Origin of the sequence: Bradyrhizobium sp. PSBB068, assembly GCA_016839165.1 — a bacterium.
Taxonomy (GTDB): Bacteria; Pseudomonadota; Alphaproteobacteria; order Rhizobiales; family Xanthobacteraceae; genus Bradyrhizobium.
Window position 1 is genome coordinate 53,323 of the sequence record CP069300.1, and the last position, 20,746, is coordinate 74,068.

Consider the following 20,746-nt stretch of genomic DNA (forward strand, 5'->3'; position numbering starts at 1 on the left):
AAGGTCATGCTCAAACCAAAGAAGTGCGCCGGGTCACATGAAAAGCTGTCACTTTGCCCTTTGATTCACCCCAATTCGGTCCAATATAGCCTAGGTATGCAGGACGCCGCTGCATGGCTTGCGTTTGGCCTCAATCGGCGGCATAAGCTGTTGAATTCACTCCGAAACATCACCGCTTGGCCTGCTATGCGCGAGGCCCATCGCCCCCTTGGTGAATGTCACCAAAACCTGATATTCGAGACGCCATGAACAAGCCCGAGATTTTGCCGCAAGACGACGTCGCCGGTCCCGCGCCGCGGCACCAAACCACGCAGGTCATGGTCGGCAATGTTGCCGTCGGCGGCGGTGCGCCGATCGTCGTGCAGTCGATGACCAACACCGACACCGCCGATATCGACGGCACCATCGCCCAGGTCGCCGCGCTCTCCCGCGCCGGCTCCGAGATGGTGCGCATCACCGTCGACCGCGAGGAAGCGGCAGCCGCGGTGCCGCACATCCGTGACGGCCTGCGCAAGCGCGGCATCACGACGCCCCTGATCGGTGACTTCCACTATATCGGCCACAAGCTGCTCGCCGAGTATCCGGCCTGTGCCGAGGCGCTCGACAAGTACCGCATCAATCCCGGCAATGTCGGCTTCAAGAACAAGCGCGACACCCAGTTCGCCGACATCATCGAGATCGCGAACAAGAACGACAAGCCGGTGCGCATCGGCGCCAATTGGGGCTCGCTCGACCAGGAGCTGCTCACCAAGCTGATGGACGAGAACACCGCGTCGCCGAACCCGCGCGACGCCCGCGCGGTGACGCGTGAGGCGATGGTGCAGTCGGCGCTGCTATCGGCGGCCCGCGCGCAAGAGCTCGGCATGCCGAAGAACAAGATCATCCTGTCGGCGAAGGTCTCCGCCGTGCAGGACCTGATCGCGGTCTATCAGGAAGTCGTGCGCCGCTCCGATTATGCGATCCATCTCGGCCTCACCGAAGCCGGCATGGGCTCGAAGGGCATCGTGGCGTCGTCGGCCGCGCTCGGTATCCTGCTGCAGCAGGGCATCGGCGACACCATCCGCATCTCGCTGACGCCGGAGCCAGGCGGTGACCGCACGCTGGAAGTGCAGGTCGCGCAGGAACTGCTGCAGACGATGGGCTTCCGCACCTTCGTGCCGCTGGTTGCGGCCTGCCCGGGTTGCGGCCGCACCACCTCGACCACGTTCCAGGAGCTGGCGCGCTCGATCCAGGATTTCATCCGCGACGAGATGCCGGCCTGGAAGACCAAGTATCCCGGTGTCGAGCAGCTCAACGTCGCGGTGATGGGCTGCATCGTCAACGGCCCCGGCGAATCCAAGCACGCCAATATCGGCATCTCGCTGCCCGGCACCGGCGAAGCACCGGCTGCGCCTGTGTTTGTCGACGGCAAGAAGTTCCGCACCCTGCGCGGTCCCGGCATCGCCGCCGACTTCAAGGCGCTGGTGATCGACTATATCGACCAGAAGTATGGCGCGGGCGCCAAGGTGCCGGAGCCGGCGGGCGCCGCTGAGTAGTTCATTCCGCTCGTAGCCGATCCTCGGTGTCGTCCCTGCGAAAGCAGGGACCCATAGCCACAGGCCGTCGTCGTGGCGCAAGATGCGAATTGCGAGTCTTCGCAAAACCCAGTCCCGTGGTTCCGGGTCGCGGATCTGCGCTCCGCTTCGCTGCGCTTGTCCGGGACGACAGGTATGTTTGCCGTGCGATTGCGCTTCCGTCGATGAGCGCTACCATGCTCCCCTTCAAGACCATCGGGAGACCGCCCATGAGCTCATTGTCCGGCAAGCAAGGCCCGCGCTATCGCCATCTCGCCGACCAATCCGAGCCCTATGAGACCATCGGCGTCGAGAAGCTGACGCCGATCATCGGCGCGGAGATCTCCGGTGTCGATATCGCCAGGCTGGTCGGCGACGATGCGCGCTCCAACCGCCAGATGGACGAGATCCATCGTGCGCTCGCCGAAAACCTCGTCATCTTCTTCCGCGATCAGCACATCAGCCCCGAGCAGCACCTCGCCTTCGGCCGCAAGTTCGGCGAGCTGCATGTCCATCCGGCCGCGCCGAACGAGGGCGATCCGGCGCTGATGAAAATCTATGCCGACAAGGATTCGCCGCGCGCCAATGGCGAAGGCTGGCACAGCGACGTGTCCTGCGATCTCGAGCCGCCGATGGGCTCGATCCTCTACATCAAGCAATGCCCGCCGCGCGGCGGCGACACGCTGTTCGCCAACATGTACGCCGCCTATGAGGCGCTGTCGGACCGTATGAAGGCCTATCTCGACGGGCTGACCGCGCTGCATGACGGCGAGCAGACTTATCGCGGCCTGTACGCCAATTACGGCGTCGCCGACAAGCGGGAATATCCCCGCGCCGAGCATCCGGTGGTGCGCACCCATCCGGTGACGGGAAAGAAATCGCTCTACGTCAATCGCGGCTTCACCCGCTTCATCGTCGGCATCCCGCGCGACGAGAGCGATGCGATGCTGGCCTATCTCTACCAGCACGCCGAGAACCCGCTGTTCCAGTGCCGCTTCCGCTGGACCGAGAACGCAATTGCGTTCTGGGACAACCGCTGCGCCCAGCACCGCGCGATGTGGGATTACTGGCCGCACACCCGCTCCGGCACCCGCGTGACCGTGAAGGGCGAACGGCCGGTATAAGCGCAGCACCTGCCTTACGCCGTGACGCCGACTGCGGCTGAGCTCAATGCTTCGGCCTGGCTCAAGGCTGCGCGGTATCAGGGGTAATCCTTGCGGGTCATAGTATCCGTTAGCCCCTGCGCCGTATGATGCCGGATCAGAATGGGCGATATCACCATGAGGCAGGTGATACTGAACGTGCGGACACATGAGAGCACCGTCATTCGAAATGATGTCGGGAACGCGCCTTGTGAGAGCACCGATGCGCGCGTCAAATCGGATCAAGGGCTAGTTCCTCCGAGGAGGATGCGCTCCACGGCTCCCCGATGGTTCGCAGCAGCCCTGGCGGTGACGTGTTGTCCGGATGTGCCGCGTTCCGGCGTCGCAGCGCGACCCAACGGCATCGCCAGCAATTCCCTGCAATTTGCACAAGCAAGGACAAACCGCGCGAATGACGCCGGTCCTGCCGGACAGAACAGCAATGCGGTGCGGAGGCCGGTGGAATCGAGGAGGCAAAGGCGTGATTCGAGGCGCTGCGTTGATCGAACGATCCTCGCAGCAAGGGCGAACGCGCTGACGTGATGTCGTGCAAAGGAGCTGGTCGATGAGAAGGTCTACCCGATTGCGCCTGCTGTTCCTGCTCGCAGCCGTGCCGTCGTTGCTCCCGGCGCTGCAGCCGTCGCCGACGGATGCGCGGCCGCAAAATGCCCAGCCTCACAAGGCGCGCGTGGTCCGGGCCGAGCCGCCCCAGCCGAGGCCCGAAGCCCTGGCCATGAACGCCTGGACGGTGGGTCTCGCCGGCGGCCTGCTCGAGGGCGCGCCGATCCGCCTCGCCGCGGAGATGGCCCGCGTGGTCGACGACGGCGACAATCTGCACGTCCTGCCGGTGGTGACGCGGGGGCCCGTGGAGAACCTGAACTCGCTGCTGTATCTGCGCGGCATCGACGCTGCGATCATCAATTCCGACGCGCTCGAGGAATACAAGAGCCAGGTGCCGGATATCCAGCGGCGGATCACCTACGTGCTGAACCTGTTTCCGTCCGAACTGCACATCTTCGTTCGTCCGGAGATCAAGAGCCTGAGCGACCTCGCCGGCAAGAAGGTGAACTTCAACAGCCAGGGTACGGCGGCAGCCTATTCAGGTCCGCTGATCTTCAGTCGCCTCGGCATCGACATCGACAAGACGTTCATTCCGCACCAGGTCGCGCTCGATCAGATGCGGAAGGGCGAGATGGCGGCCGTCGTGTTCATCACCTCGAAGCCGGTCGATGCCTTCGTGAAGGGCCGATTTGAAGCGGGCTTCAAGTTCCTGCCGGTCCCGTATGACAGCAAGTTCGAGGACTATTATCTGCCGTCAGCACTCGATGCGGCCGATTACCCAAATCTGATCAAGCAGGGCGATCATGTCGCCACGATCGCCGTGCCGACCGCCCTCGTCGCGTTCAATTGGGCGGCCAACACCAACCGCTTCGAGCGCGTTGCCCGTTTCGTCGATCATCTGTTCTCGCGGATCGACAAGCTGCAGGGACCCGGCTTCGATCCGAAATGGAAATCGATCAATCTCGGAGCGACCGTGCCTGGCCTCGCGCGCTTTCCCGCCGCGCAGGCGTGGCTCGATCGGCAGTCGTCGACCGCACGGGCATCGCAATGACCAGGCTTTCCGCCCCGCTTGTCGTGGCAGTCGCCGTCATCAACGGCGTTGCCCTGGCGCAAGGGGTGGAAGATGGGATGACAGATCCCATGGCACAGCTGCGCGCCTGTGCTCAGCTCGACCGCGAAGCGCGCCTGGAGTGCCTCGACAAGCTGTCGCATGCTGCTGTTCCGGCTCGCCGCGAGGTGTCGAAAACGAACAATTGGACGGTCAGCGAGACGACGTCGCCGGTCGACTATTCACCCATCGCCACTGCGACGACGTCCGATTCGGTCGATTCGTCCGTGAAACTGTCGATCCGGTGCCGTGGCGGGCGGACCGAATTGTCGTTCGCGGGACCCGCCATCTCGGGCCGCGGCGACGGCTATGCGATTTCCTACCGCATCAACGACGGTCCGCCGGTGCAGGCCGCGGCAACCGTGCCGGCGGTCGGTTCCGGCGTTGCCGTCGCCGGCGATGTGGTTCGCCTGCTGCAATCGCTTCCCGATCACGCGGTGCTTGCCGTCCACCTCTCCCGCGGTGCCGGGGTTGCCCAGGATGCAACATTCTCGCTCGCGGGGCTGGACGCGATGCGCGCGAGGATGGCCGCGGTCTGCAAATGGCCGCTCGCCGTCGCGAGGCCCGGTAATTGAGAACTTTGCCTGCCGATTTTCGAGAGGGAGATGTTTGATGTGCAATTTTGAATCTGTTGCGAAATTTGTTGCGATGGTTGCTATCGCTGTGCTGGCTTCCACGCCATTGGCGGCGGCAGAGCAAGGTGGAAAGTACTGGGTACCGGGCGAGCAGCCTGCAACTTACCGGGCGAGCGACATTCATAAATTAGAAAGGCAGCGAACCGCGGCCGAAATACGCAAGCGCTCCGCGTATGCGCGCATGCACGATCCGGTGGCGCCGAAAGGCAAGGAGCATCGTCTGGTCCTGCAGGTGAACAGCAATGATGCGGCCGCCATGAATCTCACGCTCAACAACGCAACCAACGTGACCGAGTATTACAAAGGGCTCGGCGAGAAGGTGCAGATCGAGGTGGTCACGTTCGGCCCGGGCCTGCACATGCTGCGCGAGGATACCTCGCCGGTGAAGGCCCGCATCGAGGAAATGGCCCTCAGTACACCCGAAGTGTCGTTCAAGGCCTGCGGCAATACCCAGGAGAAGATGCAGAAGGCCGAGAACAAGTCGATTCCGATCATCAAGCAGGCGGAAGTCGTGAAGTCCGGCGTCGTGCGCGTGATGGAGTTGCAGGAGAAGGGATGGGCCTATGTGAAGCCGTGAGCCGGAGGACCGGACTGCCTTGAACCCGCTTTGAGCTGGGCCGACCGCGCCGCCAATCGCATTGACGTTCCGCATCCGCTACGCCAAGCTCCGGGAAAATCAAAAAACAACCCGGGGAAACGCCATGCTCCGCGCCGAAGACAACAGGTTCCTCACCGAAGCCGGATCGGGAACGGGGATGGGCGAATTGCTACGCCGGTTCTGGATTCCGGTGCTGCTGTCGGAAGAGCTGCCGGAGCCGGACAGCGATCCGAAGAAGATCGTTGTGATGGGCGAGGAGCTGCTCGCCTTCCGCGACTCGAGGGGCGTGGTCGGCGTCATCGATCAATACTGCCCGCACCGCGGCGCCAATCTCTGGCTCGGCCGCAACGAGGAATGCGGCATCCGCTGCGTCTATCACGGCTGGAAGTTCGACACCGACGGCCGCTGCGTCGACATGCCGACCTCGTATCCGGACCTCAACGCCAAGGACCTGATCCGCATCAAGTCCTATCCGGTGCGCGAATGGGGCGAGATGATCTGGGCCTATATGGGCCCGGTCGATCAGATGCCGGAATTGCCCGCGCTGGAGATGGCGCTGCTGCCGGCCTCGCACCGCTTCGTCACCAAGAAATGGCAGGACTGCAACTGGGTGCAGGCGGTGGAAGGCTCGATCGACACCGCGCATTTCACCTTCGCGCATCTCTCCTTCGAGAAGGAGGAGAACGAGATCCTCGACATCAAGAAGCATTTCGTCAACCCGCTGACGCGGGTCGCGACCGATCACATGCGCTGGATCGCCGAGGACCCGCGGCCGGTGATCAAGATCAATCCGCACGACGCGGGGCTGACGGTCGCGGGCGGGCGGCTCACCGGCAGCGACAACATCTATTGGCGTATTGCCCAGTTCCTGATGCCGTTCCACAGCTACGCGCCGAGCTCGATGCCGGGCGAGAACATGTTTGGCCAGACCTTCGTGCCGGTGACCGACACCAATTGCTGGATCTACACCTATGCATGGAATCCCGAACGTCCGCTGACCGACGCCGAGCGCGACGGTTACGCCAACGGCAACGGCGTGATGGCCGTGGTCGACGAGAACTACGTGCCGCTGCGCAACAAGTCGAATGACTATCTGATCGATCGCAAGCTGCAGCGGACCAGGAGCTATACCGGCATCAAGGGCGTCTCCGAGCAGGACGCCGCGGTGCAGGACAGCCAGGGCCCGATCGCCGACCGCACCCGTGAGCATCTCGGCCCGACCGATCTCGGCATCATGCATTTCCGCAAGCTGATGATGGAGGCGGCCCGCGCGCTGCAAAACGGCGAGGCGCCGCCGCATGCCGCGCACCAGGATCGCTACACGGTGCGCTCCGGCGCCTGCGTCACCAGCAAGGCCAAGGATCTCACCGCCGTGATGGTCGAGCGGTTCGGCGATCCCGCAGGCTTCGTCGGCGGTCCCGGAAAGCAGACGGCGGCAGAATAACCTCCTCGGTCGTCCCGGCCTTCACTGGGACGCCATGTGGAGGTGGCGCGCTACAGCGGGGCTACAGCGGTATCTTTCGATACTCGCGGTTGGACAGGCTCGCTTCCTCCAGATCGAGGTCGCGCTCGATGCGGCGCCTGGTCTCGTCGGTGATCTTGCCGTCGCGCAGCAGCATGTGGATGAACTTGCGCTCGGATGAAATCAGTTCCCGGGTCAGCGCGGTGCCGGCCGCGGAGGCGTCGTGCTTTTCGGGGTCGAGCGTGTCGGGCAGCTGGTTGACGCGGATCTCGTGGCGCGAGCGCAAGAGCTTGACCACCTCGTCGGAGAGCTCGCGGTCGTCGGTGATCGCATCGAGCGATTTCAGCGCGGCGTTCAGCGCCTCGCGCCGCGCCGCGATCTCCTGCTCGTGCTCGGCGATATGCTCGCTTCGGCCGTCCTTGGCGAGGCCGAGCCAGCGCACCACCGGCGGCAGGGTGAGGCCGAGCCCGACCAGCGTCACGAAGATCACGCCGAAGGCGACGAATAGGATCAGGTCGCGATACGGAAAGGCGTCGCCATTCGGGAGTGTCAGCGGCAGCGCCAGTGCCGCGGCGAGCGAGACCGCGCCGCGCACGCCGGTGAAGGCAACCACGAACACCGCCCGCCACGACGGCAGCGGATCGCGGTCGCGGAGCTGCCGGCTGATCCAGCGCGGCAGATAGGTGCCGGGAAACACCCAGAGGAAGCGCGCGACGATCACGATGATTGCGACCAGCACCGTGGCGGTCAGGATGTCGTGCAGCGGAAACGACTTCGACTTCTCGTACAGCGAGCGCATCTGGAAGCCGGTCAGCAGGAACAGCAGGCCCTCGATCAGGTAGATGATCAAATCCCAGAAGAAGATGCCTTGCAGGCGCGTCGCGGCCGAGATCAATAGCGGTCCGTTCCAGCTCATATAGAGCCCGCAGGCGACGGTCGCGATCACGCCGCTGCCGCCGAAATGCTCGGGGATCCAGTAGGCGAGATAGGGCGTGATCAAGGACAGCGTGATCTCGACCTGCGGATCCCGGGCTCTGCGGCGGGCGCGCAGGCTGAGCCAGCCGACCGCGGTGCCGAACGCGATCTCGCCGGCAACGATCACAAGGAAGGTGCCGGTCGCCTTCGGCAGCGAGAACAGCCCTGTCGTGATGGCGGCGAGCGCGAAGCGGTAGAGGATCAGCGCGGTCGCGTCATTGGCCAGCCCCTCGCCCTCGAGGATCACCAGGATGCGGCGGGGCATGCCGAGCTTGCGGGCGATTGCGAGCGGCGCCACCACGTCCGGCGGCGCGACGATCGCCCCGAGCAGGAAGCCGACGCTCCAGGGCAGGCCGATCAGATAGTGGGTCGCCGCCGCGACCAGGAAGGCAGTGAAGATCACGCAGCCGACCGACAGCAGGATGATCGGCCGCAGATTGGCCCTGAATTCGCGCCAGCTCATCGCGACGCTCGCCGAATAGATCAGCGGCGGCAGCACCACCAGGAGCACGAGCTCGGGCGGCAGTTCCAGCGACGGCATGCCCGGCACGAAGGCGAGCACCACGCCGACCAGGAGCAGCAGGATCGCCGGCGCGACATCGGTCCGCCGCGCAACCAGGGCGGTTCCCGCCAGCACGCCGAGCAAGCTGAGAAAGATCTGAAACTTGGCTTCCATAACGGCTCAATTCGCCCGGAAACCAGCGCCAGTCAATGCGGTCCGGCCGGAGCCGGGCCGCTTGGGCATGTCACAAAGCCGTCGTGGAAACGCGGCGGGAGCGGCGGTCAGTCCTTGAGGTCGTAGCGGTAGGACTTCGAGACGATCTGCCAGCCGTCGGCGAGCTTCATGGCGACGAGGTAGTCGGTGAAGTAGCGCGGCGGCAGCTGGCAACGCACCTTGATGAAGGCCGTGTTGTCGTCGGAGCGGTCGATGGTGACGATGAAGTCCTCGCGCGGCTTGCCTTCGGCCTTCGCCGACGTGCGCTTGCGCACCAGAGCGAGCCAGTCCGGCACGGTCAGGACCTTCAGCTCGCCCTTCTCTACCCAGCGCAGATCGGCGCTTGGATGAAAGGCTTCGGCGAGCTTGTCGGCATTGCTTTCGTAGAGGCCGTCGAAATAGGTTTGCACGACGTTCTCGACGGTGGATCGATCTTGGCTCATGGGTTGGTCCTCCCGGCAGGGGTTTTGGTCTACAGGAGCGTTTTCGAGCGAAGCGGGTACCGGTTCGCGTGAGGAACGCGTCAAACGAGGATCGCGAGCCCGTTCCGATTCAATCGGAATGGAAAGGGCTCTGCAATCTAGCCGCGAACCGCCGCATCGCGCCATGGCCGGCGGCAAAATTCTGCGTGAGGAGCAAGCTGTGACCGCATCTGCAAATTCGAATGAAATCATCCTGACCGGCGAATGCTTCTGCGGCGACGTGCGCTACGAGGTGGCCGACGCGTTTGCCTATGCGCTGAATTGCCACTGCTCGAACTGCCGGCGCGCCACGGGATCGGCGTTCAAGCCGTTCGCGGGGATTGCCCGCAAAAAATTTACCGTCACACGCGGCGCCGACCGCCTCCTGATCTATGGCGATGAGATCACCCACGACGCGCATTGCGGCCGCTGCGGGTCGCTGCTCTATTCGCAGGTCCGTAACGGCGCCTATGCCCATGTCACTATGGGTACGCTGCGCGAGCCGCCTTCGATCCGGCCGACCGCCCATATCTTCGTCGGCTCCAAGGCGCCGTGGTACGCGATACTGGACGACCTGCCGCAATATCAGGAGCACGTGACGCAAGGTGAGGAATAAATGGCGGGGAATAAATCCGCTCAAGGCAGGTTCTTGTCCTGAGCCTGGTCGACTTGTGCCGCCGGCGTCTCGGACGGCCCCAGCGAGAAGGCGAGCACGACATCGTCGGCGCGCTGCTTGAACTCCTTGCCGACCGCCGCGCGCGCGGCGACGGCAAGTTGCTGCAACGGCTTGTCCTGGAGCAGGCTGGGGAAGGTGACGGTCACCGATGTGAGCCGGCCATTGTGCCAGTTGAACCCGACCGCCGGCTTGACCCCGACCATCGCAACCAGATCGTTCTCCACGGCCTTGGCGTGCTTGAAGCCGTCGAACACGGCGTCGACCAGGCCGCAGCCCGCGGCGCAGCCGGCCAGCAGCGCGAGGGCGAGGAGGTTTCGGGCCATGCTGCCGATCATGCCGCCGATCTTGCCGGGTCTGGCGGATGGAACCGCCGCGCTGGTGCCCTGCATCACGTCCTCCGTGCGTCTGTTCTTGTTGTCCGGATCGTGCACCAAATCTCGTGCCCGGCCAAATCCGAACCGGCGGTCCGTCTCGTCGACTAACAGTCAGGGTGACATGGTCGACGCCGGCGCGGATCGTGAGGCGCCTCACAAAATGCCGCGCTTGATTCTGGTATTCGGACCTGCATGCTGGAAAACCGCCAGAGTATCGCCATGAACAGGTCTGGGTTCTTGAAATTGAATCGATTGCTGCTCGCCGTCGCGGCCGTTCTGCTGATCGTCTGCCAGCCCGCCTTCGCGGAAAAGCGCGTGGCCCTGGTGCTCGGCAACTCGGCGTATCGGAACACCGCGCCGCTGGCCAACCCGGTCAACGATGCCTCGGTGATATCAGCGACGCTGAAGAATGCCGGCTTCGACACGGTCGACTTCCGCAAGGACCTGCCGGCGGTCGAGACCCGCCGCGCACTGCGCGAATTCGCCGACCTCGCCCGCGATGCCGATATTGCGCTGGTCTATTACGCCGGCCACGGCATCGAGGTCGACGGCGCCAACTACCTGATCCCGGTCGATGCCCGCCTGGAGCGCGACACCGACGTCTACGACGAGGCGTTTTCGCTCGACCGTATCCTGGTCGCGATCGAGCCGGCGCGGAAGCTGCGGCTGGTGATCCTCGATGCCTGCCGCGACAACCCGTTCGCCAAGACCATGAAGCGGACGCTGGCGACCCGGGCGATCGGGCAGGGCCTCGCCAAGGTCGAGCCGACCAGTCCGAACGTGCTGATCGCCTATTCGGCGAAAGCCGGGTCTACGGCGGCCGACGGCGACGGCAAGAACAGCCCGTTCACGATCGCGCTGTCGAAGTTCCTGCCGACGCCCGGTCTCGATGTCCGTCGCGCCTTCGGCTATGTCCGCGACGAGGTGCTGAAGACCACCAACAACCGCCAGGAGCCGTTCGTCTATGGCTCGCTCGGCGGCGAGGACGTGCCGCTGGTGCCGGCACTAGCCAAGCCGGCGCCCGTCGCCGCTGCCGCGTCCCCGATGTCGGCACCGACGCCGCAGTCGGAAGCCAGGCGCGACTACGAGCTCGCGCTGCAGATCGGCAACAAGAGCGCGATGAATGCTTTCCTCGCGCAGTATCCGAATGGCTACTACGCCAACCTCGCCAGGTTGCAGCTCGATAAATTCGCGACCGAGGACGCGCGCGTCGCCGCCACCGAGAAGGCGCGTCTGGCCGAGCAGGAGCGTGCACGGCTTGCCGCCGAGGGCGCGCAGAAGGCGCAGCAGGCGAAGGCCGAGGCCGACGCGAAGGCTGCCGAAGCCGCGCGTCTTGCCGCCGAACGGGCCAAGCAGGTCGCGCAGGAGCAGGCCACGGTTGCCGAGCAGAGGCGTCAGGCGGATGCTGCGCTCGCCGATCGCGCCGCGGCGAACAAGGCTGCTGCCGATCAATCGGCAACGCCGGCTGCGGCCGCGCCATCAGCTCCGCCTGAGAAGACCACGACCGTGGCGGCACTCGCCACCGGGGCGCCCGAGGCCGACGTAGTCAAATCGGTGCAGACCGAATTGCGCCGCGTCGGCTGCCTGACCGGCGCCGTCGATGGCGACTGGAACGCGGCGTCGCAGCGCTCGCTGACGCTGTTCAACCGCTATGCCGGCACCAGACTCGACGTCAAGGCCGCGAGTGTCGACACGCTCGATGCCGTCAGGCTGAAGCAGTCCCGCGTCTGTCCGCTGGTCTGCGAGCACGGCTATAGGGCCGATGGCGATCGCTGCACCACGATCGTGTGTGCCGAGGGCTCGTTCCTCAACGACGACAATGAATGCGAAAAACGGCGCGAGCGGAAGCCGGTCGCCAAACGCGACGGCGACGAGCGCCCGTCGCGCCGCGAGCAGGACCGTGCGTTCCGCCCGCAGCGCGAGCCGCAGCTCCCGTCCGCCGACATTCCGCGCCCGCAGGGCCGTGCGAGGGCGGAAGGCGGCGGCAGCGGGCAGATCACGTGCGATGCCTATCTGTGCCGTCCGGTCAGGCGCGGCTGCCATCTCGAATACCGCGGCGGCGGCGGCCCCGGCGGAAACGTCGGCAATGTCGAGGTCTGCAACTAGCGCCCGGGGAGATTAGGTTGAGCTGCAGCTGCAGCGGTACTTCACCTCTCCCTTGGGAGAGGTCGGCGCGCAGCGCCGGGTGAGGGATTGCGGTCTCTCGTTAGCGCCGCGGCCCCTCACCCGATTTGCTGCGCAAATCGACCTCTCCCCGTCGGGGAGAGGTGACGAGAGTCCGTGGCCGAACCGTTCGATCCAATTGATAACGCGCTAAATCAAGCTCGCCGCGATGTTCACCATCAGCGCCAGCAGCGCGGTGTTGAACACGAACGAGATGATGCCGTGCACGGTCGCGGTGCGGCGGATGATCTTGTCGGTGATGCCGACGTCGGAGACCTGCGCGGTCATGCCGATCACGAACGAGAAATAGACGAAGTCCCAATAGTCGACGTCGGTATGCGCATCGCCGCTTGGAAACTGCAATCCGCCGGGGGTCTTGCCGCGATAGAACTCATGGGCGTAGTGCAGCGCGAATGCGGTGTGCACCATGGCCCATGACAGCGTGATGGTGACGATGGCCACCGCCAGTCCGGCCGGGCTGCCCTTGGAGGCGCCGAGCTCGAACACGATGGCCAACAGGCTCGCCAGCGCGCCGAACGCGGTCAGCAGCAGGATCAGGAAACGGCCGTCGTCCTGCAGGATGGCGCTGCGCTTGATGTGGGCGACGCCACAGCGCAGCATCATCAGATAGGCGAGCACCAGGTAGAGCGCGGCGAAGGCGTCCCAGCCGGCAAGCAGGCGCGTGACGAGGCGTAGCGAGCCGGGCATCAACAGCGCGACGACGATGCCGACCACGATCGAAGTGAAGGTGCGCGGCCGGCCCACCACCACGCGGACCGGCATCGGCAGCTTGCGGAAACGAACAAGGCGGTCGTCGAATTCCTTGTTCATTTCGGGCGATTTCCAGTTAGAGCATGATCCGGAAAAGTGGAGTCCGGTTTTCCCTCGCGACAAACGCAACGCGTTTGCGCGGAGATCATGCTCAGAAAAGAGATTAGATCATGATGCGATTCGCATCATGATCTAGTTCTTGCGCTCGGCGACGAAGCGGGCTGCGGCGCGCAGCACGTCGCCCCGATCGCCGAACACCGACAGTGCGGCATCGGCGCGCGCCAAGAGGTCGCGCACGCGCTGCTTGGCGCCGTCGATGCCGAGCTGGGTGACGAAGGTGGTCTTGCCGAGTGCGGCGTCGGCGCCGGCCGGCTTGCCGAGTGCGGCCGCGTCACCCTCGACGTCGAGCAGATCGTCGGCGATCTGGAAGGCCTCGCCGAGCGCTTTGCCGTAATCGTCGAGCGCCTGGTATTCCTTCTGCGAGGCCTGGCCGAGGATCGCGCCGGCGATGCAGCCGAAGCGGAGCAGCGCGCCGGTCTTCATCTGCTGCACGCGGGCGACGTCGACCGGCTCGCGGTCGCCGAAACGGCCTTCGCCGGCGAGGTCGAGGATCTGGCCGCCGGCCATGCCGCCGACGCCGGAGGCGCGGGCCAGCGCGCGGGTCAGCAGCAGACGCACCTGAGCGTCCTTGTGGATCGCATCGCGGGTGATGATGTCGAAGGCAATCGTCAGCAGCGCGTCGCCGGCGAGGATCGCGGTGGCGTCGTCATAGGCTTTGTGCAGGGTCGGGCGGCCGCGGCGCAGGTCGGAATTGTCCATCGCCGGCAGATCGTCATGGATCAACGAGTAGCAGTGGATGCATTCCAGCGCGGCGCCGACCAGCAGCGCGGCTTCGCGCGGGATGCCGAACACCGCGGCGCTCTCGACCGCCAGGAACGGCCGCAGCCGCTTGCCGCCGCCGAGGCTTGAATAGCGCATCGCCTCGATCAGCCGCTTCGGGCGCACGATCTCGTCGCTCTCGGTCGCGTCGGACAGCAGTTTCGCGAGCAGGGCTTCGGTATCCTCCGCGGTCTGGTCCAGCCGCTTGGAAAACTCTGCAGTACCGGTCGTCATTAAGAATTGCTCCAGATCGATTTTCGGCCGGACAATCGTTGATGAGATCGGCTTCGTCAATTCCACCCTGCTATGGATTCGCGCCTTAAAAGTGCTGGAAAAACCGTGAATTATCCCACAGACGTCTGACGGTGCCGGCCGTGTCCTGGCGGGCGGGTGCCAAATCGTTGCTGGAGAGGTCCTCCCCGGAAACCCTCGTTTTGCGCATTGTCCGAATTTTATTGCTGGTTTTGCTGGCGGTGCTGTTGCTGCCCTATCTGGTGACGCCGTTCTACCGCACCGGTCAGCCGGTCTCGGCCCTGATGGCGTGGCGGACCCTGCGAGGCGCCCCGGTCACGCGGCATTGGGTCGATTTCGGCGCGATGTCGCCCTACCTGCCGCGGTCCGTGGTCAGCTCGGAGGATGCCCATTTCTGCAAGCACCGGGGCGTCGATTGGGGCGCGCTGCGCGAGGCGGTCAACGATGCCGAGGACGGTGAGGTGGCCCGCGGCGGCTCGACCATCACCCAGCAGGTGGCCAAGAACCTGTTCCTGTGGTCCGGCCGCAGCGTGATCCGCAAGGGGCTGGAACTGCCGCTGGCGCTCTGGATCGACTTCGTGCTGCCGAAGCAGCGGATCCTGGAAATCTACCTGAACATCGCGGAAATGGGCCCAGCCGGGCAGTTTGGCGCCGAAGCCGGCGCCCAATATGCCTTTGGCCGGTCCGCCGCGGCGCTGTCGCCCCGGGAAGCCGCGCTTTTGGCGGCGATTCTGCCGAATCCGCTCAAAAGGAGCGCCCGGAACCCGGGGCCGGGGGTGCGCAGGCTGTCCGGCACCTACATGGCCCGGGCCAATACCGTGACGCGGTGCTGGCGCGACAATCGCGGCGATTGAGCGCGATTTCGGGCGCATTTTGCTGTCTCCGGCCCTAGCTTTACGGAGTGCCTTCCTCTATAAGCGCGGCCTTACCGGCATCGCAGCTTGCGCTTCGAAGCGCTGAGCCACGTCCGTATTTCGGACGATGCCTCCGCAACACCCTAGAGGACACCGTCATGGCCGTTCCCAGAAGAAAAACCTCGCCGTCGCGTCGCGGCATGCGCCGTTCGGCCGATGCGATCAAGACCCCGACCTATGTCGAGGACAAGGACTCCGGCGAGCTGCGCCGTCCGCACCACCTCGACCTGAAGACCGGCATGTACAAGGGCCGCCAGGTCCTGAAGGCCAAGAAAGAGTCCTGATCGGACTTCGGCTGCCGCGCCGCGGAGGCGCGAGCATGACCCGGAAAAGTGCGTAGCGGTTTTCCGATAAGGTTGTGCTCCAATCAAACGGCGCTGCGCCTGAATTCGGCCAACGAGTGCGGTCAAGACGCGCGTCCGCGGCGAGGCAAGTGCCATCGCCGCTTTGCTGGTTCTCCCTGAAATAAGGCGCAAGCCCCGATGGTCGGTTTTCCGCTGCTGCTCGTTCCGCTCGCGGTCTACAACATCATCGCTTTCCTGATGCCCGGCGTGTCCTTCACGGACCCGCTGATCAGGCTGACCTTGCTGTCGGGCGAACAGTGGCAGATCACGCTCAGCGACATGCTGCTTGCCGCCGGCGTGCTGCTGTTGCTGCTCGAGGTCATCAAGGGCGCGCGCCCCGGCGCGAAATATCTCACCGACCATCTGCTGTCGCTGATCGTGTTCGGCGCGGCCGCCGCCGAATTCGTGCTGTGGCCGAAGTTCGGCAACTCGACCTATTGCCTGCTGACGCTGCTGGCGCTGGTCGATTTCATTTCCGGAATTGCGCTGCGCACCCGCCGCCGTGCGGTGGTCGCGCCTGCGGCGCCGGCACCGAGCGTCAGCAAGGCGCAGCCCGAGGCACCACAGCCTGCACCTGTCGCGCAGCCTGCACCGCGGCCCGAGCCCGCGCCTGTCGCCGCTCCGGCGCCTGCACCGGTCCCGCCGGCGACATCGGTCGCGGAATCCGTGCTGCTCGATCAGTCTGCGCCCAAGCCGACGGTCGCCTCGCCGGATCTGCAGCCGGGCGGCCACCCGTCATCGGACGGGCCGCAACGCTAGCGTGTTTTCGGAGGGAGCCATGAACGAACACGCGCCCCTTCCGATCGCCGATCCGACGACAACGCAATCGATCTTCGACTGGCTCGAACGGTTCGCTGCCTGCGTCAGGGCGGTCGACTATGCGGCCGCCCGCCCGTTCTGGCATCCGGACATCATCTCGTTCGGCACCTATCAGGAACTGATCCACGGCCGCACGCGCTGGACCGAGATGCAGTGGGACAACGTTTGGCCCCGCACCGCGGATTTCGCCTTCGATCTCGCGCATACGGAGGTGCTGATCAGCGCCGATGGCGGCATGGCGACGGTGATCACGCCCTGGACCAGCACCGGCTTCAATCCGGACGGCAGCCGCTTCGACCGGCCGGGGCGGGCGACGATCATCCTCGCGCGCCAGGCCGACGGGCGCTGGCTCGGCATCCATTCCCACATGTCGCTGCGCCGCGGCGTGCCGCAGGACAGTCACGGCAACCGGCCGGTCAAGGCCCGCTGATCGCGCGATGGTTTGCTAGATGATCTGCCGGGTGCGTCGCGTCACGCTGCGGCGTTCGTCGATATGCGGGCCGTAGGCGGTCTGTGCGTCGGCCAATGACCCACGCCGCAGCCCGCACGTCTGCGGCTCGTGCGCGGCGGTTGCGATCAGGTGAGCCAGAAATGACGGGTCCCCGTGCGGCAGCGGGATCTTGGGCGCCCAATGGGTGGTCACGGCCAGCGGCACCAGCGCCGTGCTGGTCACGGCGGCAGTGTCGGTGAACTCGCCGTCGAGGACCTCTGACTGATCGATATCAAACATCGCCTGCGACCCGATGGAGCGTCATAGTTTGGGACGTTGCGTCCCTCTGCAACACCCTCATGGCAAGGGTCATGCCCGCCATCCCCAGTTCGTTCCGCGGCAGTCGAAAACGTGGTTTCCAGATTATTTATCAACTTCTCCTAGCGTTGGATTCGCCGGAACCACTATCTTGAGGCTGTGGAGAATCACCGGGTGCCGTCCCAAATCGAGACATGTTCGATGCCCCCTGTCCCGCCAGCTGCCAGCATCCTCGCCTCGCTCGGCCAAGCGACCTTCGCTTGGGACCTGGCGAGCGACGCGATGGCCTGGAGCGACAATGTGGCGACGGTGTTCCCGGACATCCCGGTCGCGGCGCTGGCGAGCGGCGCCGAGCTCGCGAAGCTGATCGAGCCGTCGCGCAGCATTCGCGTGGACGCGCTCGGCCACGCCGCGCCGTCGCGAAGCGGGGAGCCGGTGCCTTACCGGATCGAATATGGCGTACGGAGCGTCACATCGGCGCCGGTGATCTGGATCGAGGAGACCGGCTGCTGGTTTGCCGGCCCCGACGGCAGGCCGTCGCGGGTGCAGGGCATCGTCCGGGTCAACAATGAACGCCACGCCCGCGACGAGCAGCTCTTGAAACTGTCGCGGCACGATCCGCTGACGGGCGAGCTCAACCGCACCCATCTGGTCGCCTCGCTCGCCGAGAGCATCGAGGAGTGCGCGCGCTTCCGCACTTCCTGTGCCTTCATGCTGATCGGCATCGATCATCTGGCGCGGGTCAACGACGCTTTCGGCTTCGATGTCGCGGACGCCGTCATCGCCGAGGTGGCGAAGCGGATTCGCGCCCGGCTGCGCAGCGGCGACATGCTCGGCCGCTTCTCCGGCAACAAGTTCGGCCTGATCCTGCGCAACTGCACCGTCGACGATACCAACGTCGCGGCCGAGCGCTTCCTCGCCGCGGTGCGCGACGAGGTGGTGCCGACCAGGTCCGGCCCGGTATCGGTGACCGCATCGATCGGTGCCGTCACCATCCCGCGCCATGCGAAGTCGGCGGAAGAGGCGGTCAATCGCGCCCAGGAGACGCTGGATGCCGCCAAGAGCCGCCGCGCCGGTTCGTTCGCGCTGTGGAAGCCGAATGTCGAGCGCGACGCGCAGCGCCGCGTCAACATCCGCGTCACCGACGAGATCGTCACCGCGCTGAACGAGCGCCGCATCGTGATCGGCTTCGAGCCGGTAGTCGATGCGCGCTCGCGGCAGCCGTCGTTTTACGAGTGCCTGGTCCGCATGGAGCAGGACGACGGCCGTGCGCTGCTCGCGCCCGACATCGTGCCGGTCGCCGAGCGGCTCGGCCTGATCCGGCTGGTCGATCATCGCGTGCTGGAGCTCGCCATCGCCGAGCTCGCCGCGGCCCCTGATGTGCAGCTCAGCCTCAACATCTCGCCGGACACCACGATGGATCCGGACTGGTGGGCCACCATCGAATCCTTGATGCGCGCGCATCCCGGCGTCGGCGAGCGGCTGATCGTGGAGATCACCGAGACCGTCGCGATCCAGGACATCGACGACGTCCGCGGCTTCGTCACGCGGCTGAAGAATTTCGGCAGCCGGATCGCGATCGACGATTTCGGCGCCGGCTACACCTCGTTCCGCAACCTGCGCAAGCTCGGCGTCGACATCGTCAAGATCGACGGCGCCTTCGTGCAGAACATCGTGCGCTCGGCCGACGATCGCGCCTTCGTGCAGACGCTGATCGATCTTGCGCGCCGGCTTGAGATCAAGACGGTCGCCGAATGGGTGCAGGACGAGGAAGCCGCCGTGATGCTGCGCGAATGGGGCTGCGACTTCATCCAGGGCCGCCTGATCGGCCTCGCCTCGCCGGAGCGGCCGTGGAACGTGCCGGCGGAAAAGGTCGTGCCCGCCGCGGGCTGACGTCGTTATACCTGCCACGCGGGTCATTGCGTTGACCCCGGCCCCCGCACCTCATATCCGGCAGCGCAAGCGTGCGCCCGAATCGTGCGGCTGCGCTTTTTCCGGAGAGCATCGCGGCATGGACTGGAACGACTTTCGGCTGATCCTTGCCATCAGCCGGGCCGGCTCGCTCAGGGGAGCTGCGCAGGAGCTGGGTAACGACCACTCCACGATCTTTCGCTGGCTCAACGCGCTCGAGGCGAGGTTTGAGGTCCAGCTCTTCGAGCGAAACGGCGGCGTCTATACGCCGACGGACGCCGGAGACCGGATGCTGCTCGCCGCCGAACGCATGGAGAGGGAGGTGCTGGCGGTCGACCGCGACGTCACCGGCCGGGACGCTCGGCTGTCCGGCAATTTGCGGATCACCTGCTCGGAATCGCTGGCCTACCGCATCCTCAACGATCTGCTCGCGGAGTTCAGGTCGAGGCACGCGGGGATCACGCTCGAGCTGCTCGTCGACAACCGCCAGCTCGACCTGCTGCGACGCGAGGCCGATATCGCGATCCGGGCGACGCGCCCGTCTGAGGGCGACTTGTTCGGACGGCAGATCGCGGAGACGGCGTGGGCGCTTTACGCGAGCCCGCGCTATCTGGCCGACCGCGGCCGGCCCGGCGGCGCCCCGTTCGAGGGCCACAGCTTCATCGGCTGGGATAGTTCGGCGGCCGCGGCCGCGGCGAGCTGGCTCACCGCAACCGTGCCGAATGATCAGATCGTGTATCGCTCCAGCAGCCTGATCAACCAGATGATGGCGGTGAAGGCCGGCATCGGCATGGCGTTGCTGCCCTGCTATCTTGGCGATCAGGAATCCGACATCGAAACCGTCTCCGTCCCGGAGGCCGCGCTCACGCGTGAACTCTGGCTGATCACCCACCGCGATCTGCGCAACACCGCCCGCGTCCGCGCCTTCTTCGATATCGTGGGGCAGGGGCTGACGGCGCGTCGGCAATTGCTCGAAGGACGTTCGCGCAATCGCGCTCTGATCTAGCCGGCGGGATTGTAGCCCCGTTGCTGAAACGGATGCGCTTCGGCGAATGCCGGCAAGGCGAAGCATCGCTTCGCCAGCGCCGCCACCTCCGGAAATGCCGCGAGCTCCATGCGATAGACGTCGGCGAGGGCCACCTGGCCCGCGATGCTGATGTCGGCGATCGTGGGGGCCGGTCCCAGCGCGAAGGAAGCCGCCGGACGCCGCGTCAGCAATCGCTCGTAGGTCGAAAGTCCCTCGGCGGTCCAATGCCTGCACCATGTCTCGATGGCGGCGGCATCGGCGCCGAACGCCTGCGCGAGATGCTTGCGGACGCGCGGGACGGTCAGGGGATGCGCATCGGCGGCGAGGATCATTGCCAGCGATCGTGCATAGGCCCGTTCGCTTGGGTCGGCCGGTAGCAACCGCGGCTCGGGATGGATCTCGTCGAGATATTCGATGATCGCCAGCGACTGGAAGATGGCGCGGCCGTCATGAACGAGGGTGGGGACGACATGCTCCGCGTTGACTTCGGCGTAGCCCGGATCGAACTGGCGTCCGGAGAGGATGTCGATGTCGATTTCCTCGAAATCGAGGTTCTTGAGCGCAAGCGCGACGCGGACGCGGAATGCCGCGTTCGAGCGCCAGAAGCCGTAGAGCTGGATGGTCATCGGGATTGCCTTCTGTCGGAGGCAATCTCTGT

At 65.4% G+C, this 20,746-nt stretch carries 21 protein-coding genes; 14 read left to right on the forward strand and 7 right to left on the reverse strand.

The window, feature by feature from the left end:
- The first annotated feature begins 245 nt into the window (after positions 1-245).
- From ispG to JQ507_00270, 6 genes are all read left to right on the forward strand, one after another.
- Complete coding sequence (gene ispG / locus JQ507_00245; protein QRI70016.1) at positions 246-1,535, forward strand: flavodoxin-dependent (E)-4-hydroxy-3-methylbut-2-enyl-diphosphate synthase; 1,290 nt, start codon at positions 246-248, stop codon at positions 1,533-1,535.
- A gap of 248 nt (positions 1,536-1,783) precedes the next feature.
- Positions 1,784-2,677: a TauD/TfdA family dioxygenase gene (locus JQ507_00250; GenBank protein QRI70017.1), complete on the forward strand. Its 894-nt coding sequence runs from the start codon at positions 1,784-1,786 to the stop codon at positions 2,675-2,677.
- Positions 2,678-3,260: 583 nt separating this feature from the next.
- Positions 3,261-4,307: a C4-dicarboxylate ABC transporter substrate-binding protein gene (locus tag JQ507_00255; protein QRI70018.1), complete on the forward strand. Its 1,047-nt coding sequence runs from the start codon at positions 3,261-3,263 to the stop codon at positions 4,305-4,307.
- Positions 4,304-4,939, forward strand: coding sequence for a hypothetical protein (locus JQ507_00260; GenBank protein ID QRI70019.1), 636 nt, complete (start codon positions 4,304-4,306; stop codon positions 4,937-4,939). The genes JQ507_00255 and JQ507_00260 overlap by 4 nt, the downstream gene beginning before the upstream one ends.
- Positions 4,940-4,976: 37 nt before the next feature.
- Positions 4,977-5,576, forward strand: coding sequence for a DsrE family protein (locus tag JQ507_00265; protein QRI70020.1), 600 nt, complete (start codon positions 4,977-4,979; stop codon positions 5,574-5,576).
- 124 nt (positions 5,577-5,700) lie between these two features.
- A complete protein-coding gene (locus JQ507_00270; GenBank protein QRI70021.1) occupies positions 5,701-7,041 on the forward strand; it encodes a Rieske 2Fe-2S domain-containing protein in 1,341 nt (446 codons plus the stop codon).
- A 61-nt stretch (positions 7,042-7,102) separates the two neighbouring features.
- Here the strand turns inward: JQ507_00270 and JQ507_00275 are convergent, their stop codons facing one another.
- Together JQ507_00275 and JQ507_00280 are read right to left on the reverse strand one after the other, a co-directional pair.
- On the reverse strand, positions 7,103-8,710 hold the full coding sequence (locus JQ507_00275) for a Na+/H+ antiporter (GenBank protein QRI70022.1): 1,608 nt from the start codon (positions 8,708-8,710) through the stop codon (positions 7,103-7,105).
- 107 nt (positions 8,711-8,817) lie between these two features.
- Complete coding sequence (locus tag JQ507_00280; GenBank protein QRI70023.1) at positions 8,818-9,192, reverse strand: nuclear transport factor 2 family protein; 375 nt, start codon at positions 9,190-9,192, stop codon at positions 8,818-8,820.
- Positions 9,193-9,355: 163 nt separating this feature from the next.
- On the opposite strand from JQ507_00280, the gene JQ507_00285 reads away from it, so the two are divergent.
- A complete protein-coding gene (locus JQ507_00285; GenBank protein ID QRI73121.1) occupies positions 9,356-9,826 on the forward strand; it encodes a GFA family protein in 471 nt (156 codons plus the stop codon).
- A gap of 20 nt (positions 9,827-9,846) precedes the next feature.
- Here JQ507_00285 and JQ507_00290 read toward each other — a convergent pair whose 3' ends face one another.
- Entirely contained in the window at positions 9,847-10,209 is a 363-nt protein-coding gene (locus JQ507_00290; GenBank protein QRI73122.1) for a hypothetical protein, read from the reverse strand.
- A 270-nt stretch (positions 10,210-10,479) separates the two neighbouring features.
- Here JQ507_00290 and JQ507_00295 point away from each other — a divergent pair, with 270 nt between their 5' ends.
- Positions 10,480-12,366 (forward strand): caspase family protein, encoded by a 1,887-nt coding sequence (locus tag JQ507_00295; protein ID QRI70024.1) that lies wholly within the window; start codon positions 10,480-10,482, stop codon positions 12,364-12,366.
- Positions 12,367-12,573: 207 nt separating this feature from the next.
- On the opposite strand, the gene JQ507_00300 is transcribed toward JQ507_00295, so the two are convergent.
- Positions 12,574-13,254 (reverse strand): DUF1345 domain-containing protein, encoded by a 681-nt coding sequence (locus JQ507_00300; GenBank protein QRI70025.1) that lies wholly within the window; start codon positions 13,252-13,254, stop codon positions 12,574-12,576.
- Positions 13,255-13,386: 132 nt separating this feature from the next.
- Positions 13,387-14,307 (reverse strand): polyprenyl synthetase family protein, encoded by a 921-nt coding sequence (locus JQ507_00305; protein ID QRI70026.1) that lies wholly within the window; start codon positions 14,305-14,307, stop codon positions 13,387-13,389.
- A gap of 200 nt (positions 14,308-14,507) precedes the next feature.
- Here JQ507_00305 and mtgA point away from each other — a divergent pair, with 200 nt between their 5' ends.
- The 4 genes from mtgA to JQ507_00325 all read left to right on the forward strand — a co-directional run bounded on the left by mtgA (position 14,508) and on the right by JQ507_00325 (position 16,832).
- Positions 14,508-15,179 carry a monofunctional biosynthetic peptidoglycan transglycosylase gene (mtgA, locus tag JQ507_00310; GenBank protein QRI73123.1) on the forward strand — a complete coding sequence of 224 codons (672 nt, stop codon included), beginning with the start codon at positions 14,508-14,510 and terminating at the stop codon, positions 15,177-15,179.
- Positions 15,180-15,337: 158 nt separating this feature from the next.
- Positions 15,338-15,523, forward strand: a complete 186-nt coding sequence (locus JQ507_00315) for a 50S ribosomal protein L32 (protein QRI70027.1) — start codon at positions 15,338-15,340, stop codon at positions 15,521-15,523.
- Positions 15,524-15,721: 198 nt separating this feature from the next.
- On the forward strand, positions 15,722-16,342 hold the full coding sequence (locus JQ507_00320; GenBank protein QRI70028.1) for a hypothetical protein: 621 nt from the start codon (positions 15,722-15,724) through the stop codon (positions 16,340-16,342).
- 19 nt (positions 16,343-16,361) lie between these two features.
- Positions 16,362-16,832, forward strand: a complete 471-nt coding sequence (locus JQ507_00325) for a nuclear transport factor 2 family protein (GenBank protein ID QRI70029.1) — start codon at positions 16,362-16,364, stop codon at positions 16,830-16,832.
- A 15-nt stretch (positions 16,833-16,847) separates the two neighbouring features.
- Here JQ507_00325 and JQ507_00330 read toward each other — a convergent pair whose 3' ends face one another.
- Positions 16,848-17,132 carry a hypothetical protein gene (locus JQ507_00330; GenBank protein ID QRI70030.1) on the reverse strand — a complete coding sequence of 95 codons (285 nt, stop codon included), beginning with the start codon at positions 17,130-17,132 and terminating at the stop codon, positions 16,848-16,850.
- Between the two features lie 219 nt (positions 17,133-17,351).
- Between JQ507_00330 and JQ507_00335 the strand changes: the two genes are divergently transcribed.
- Positions 17,352-19,043, forward strand: coding sequence for a bifunctional diguanylate cyclase/phosphodiesterase (locus JQ507_00335; GenBank protein ID QRI70031.1), 1,692 nt, complete (start codon positions 17,352-17,354; stop codon positions 19,041-19,043).
- Between the two features lie 118 nt (positions 19,044-19,161).
- Positions 19,162-20,067, forward strand: a complete 906-nt coding sequence (locus JQ507_00340; GenBank protein QRI70032.1) for a LysR family transcriptional regulator — start codon at positions 19,162-19,164, stop codon at positions 20,065-20,067.
- On the opposite strand, the gene maiA is transcribed toward JQ507_00340, so the two are convergent.
- Complete coding sequence (gene maiA, locus JQ507_00345) at positions 20,064-20,714, reverse strand: maleylacetoacetate isomerase (protein QRI70033.1); 651 nt, start codon at positions 20,712-20,714, stop codon at positions 20,064-20,066. The two genes, JQ507_00340 and maiA, sit on opposite strands and share 4 nt — an antisense overlap.
- Positions 20,715-20,746: the final 32 nt, after the last annotated feature.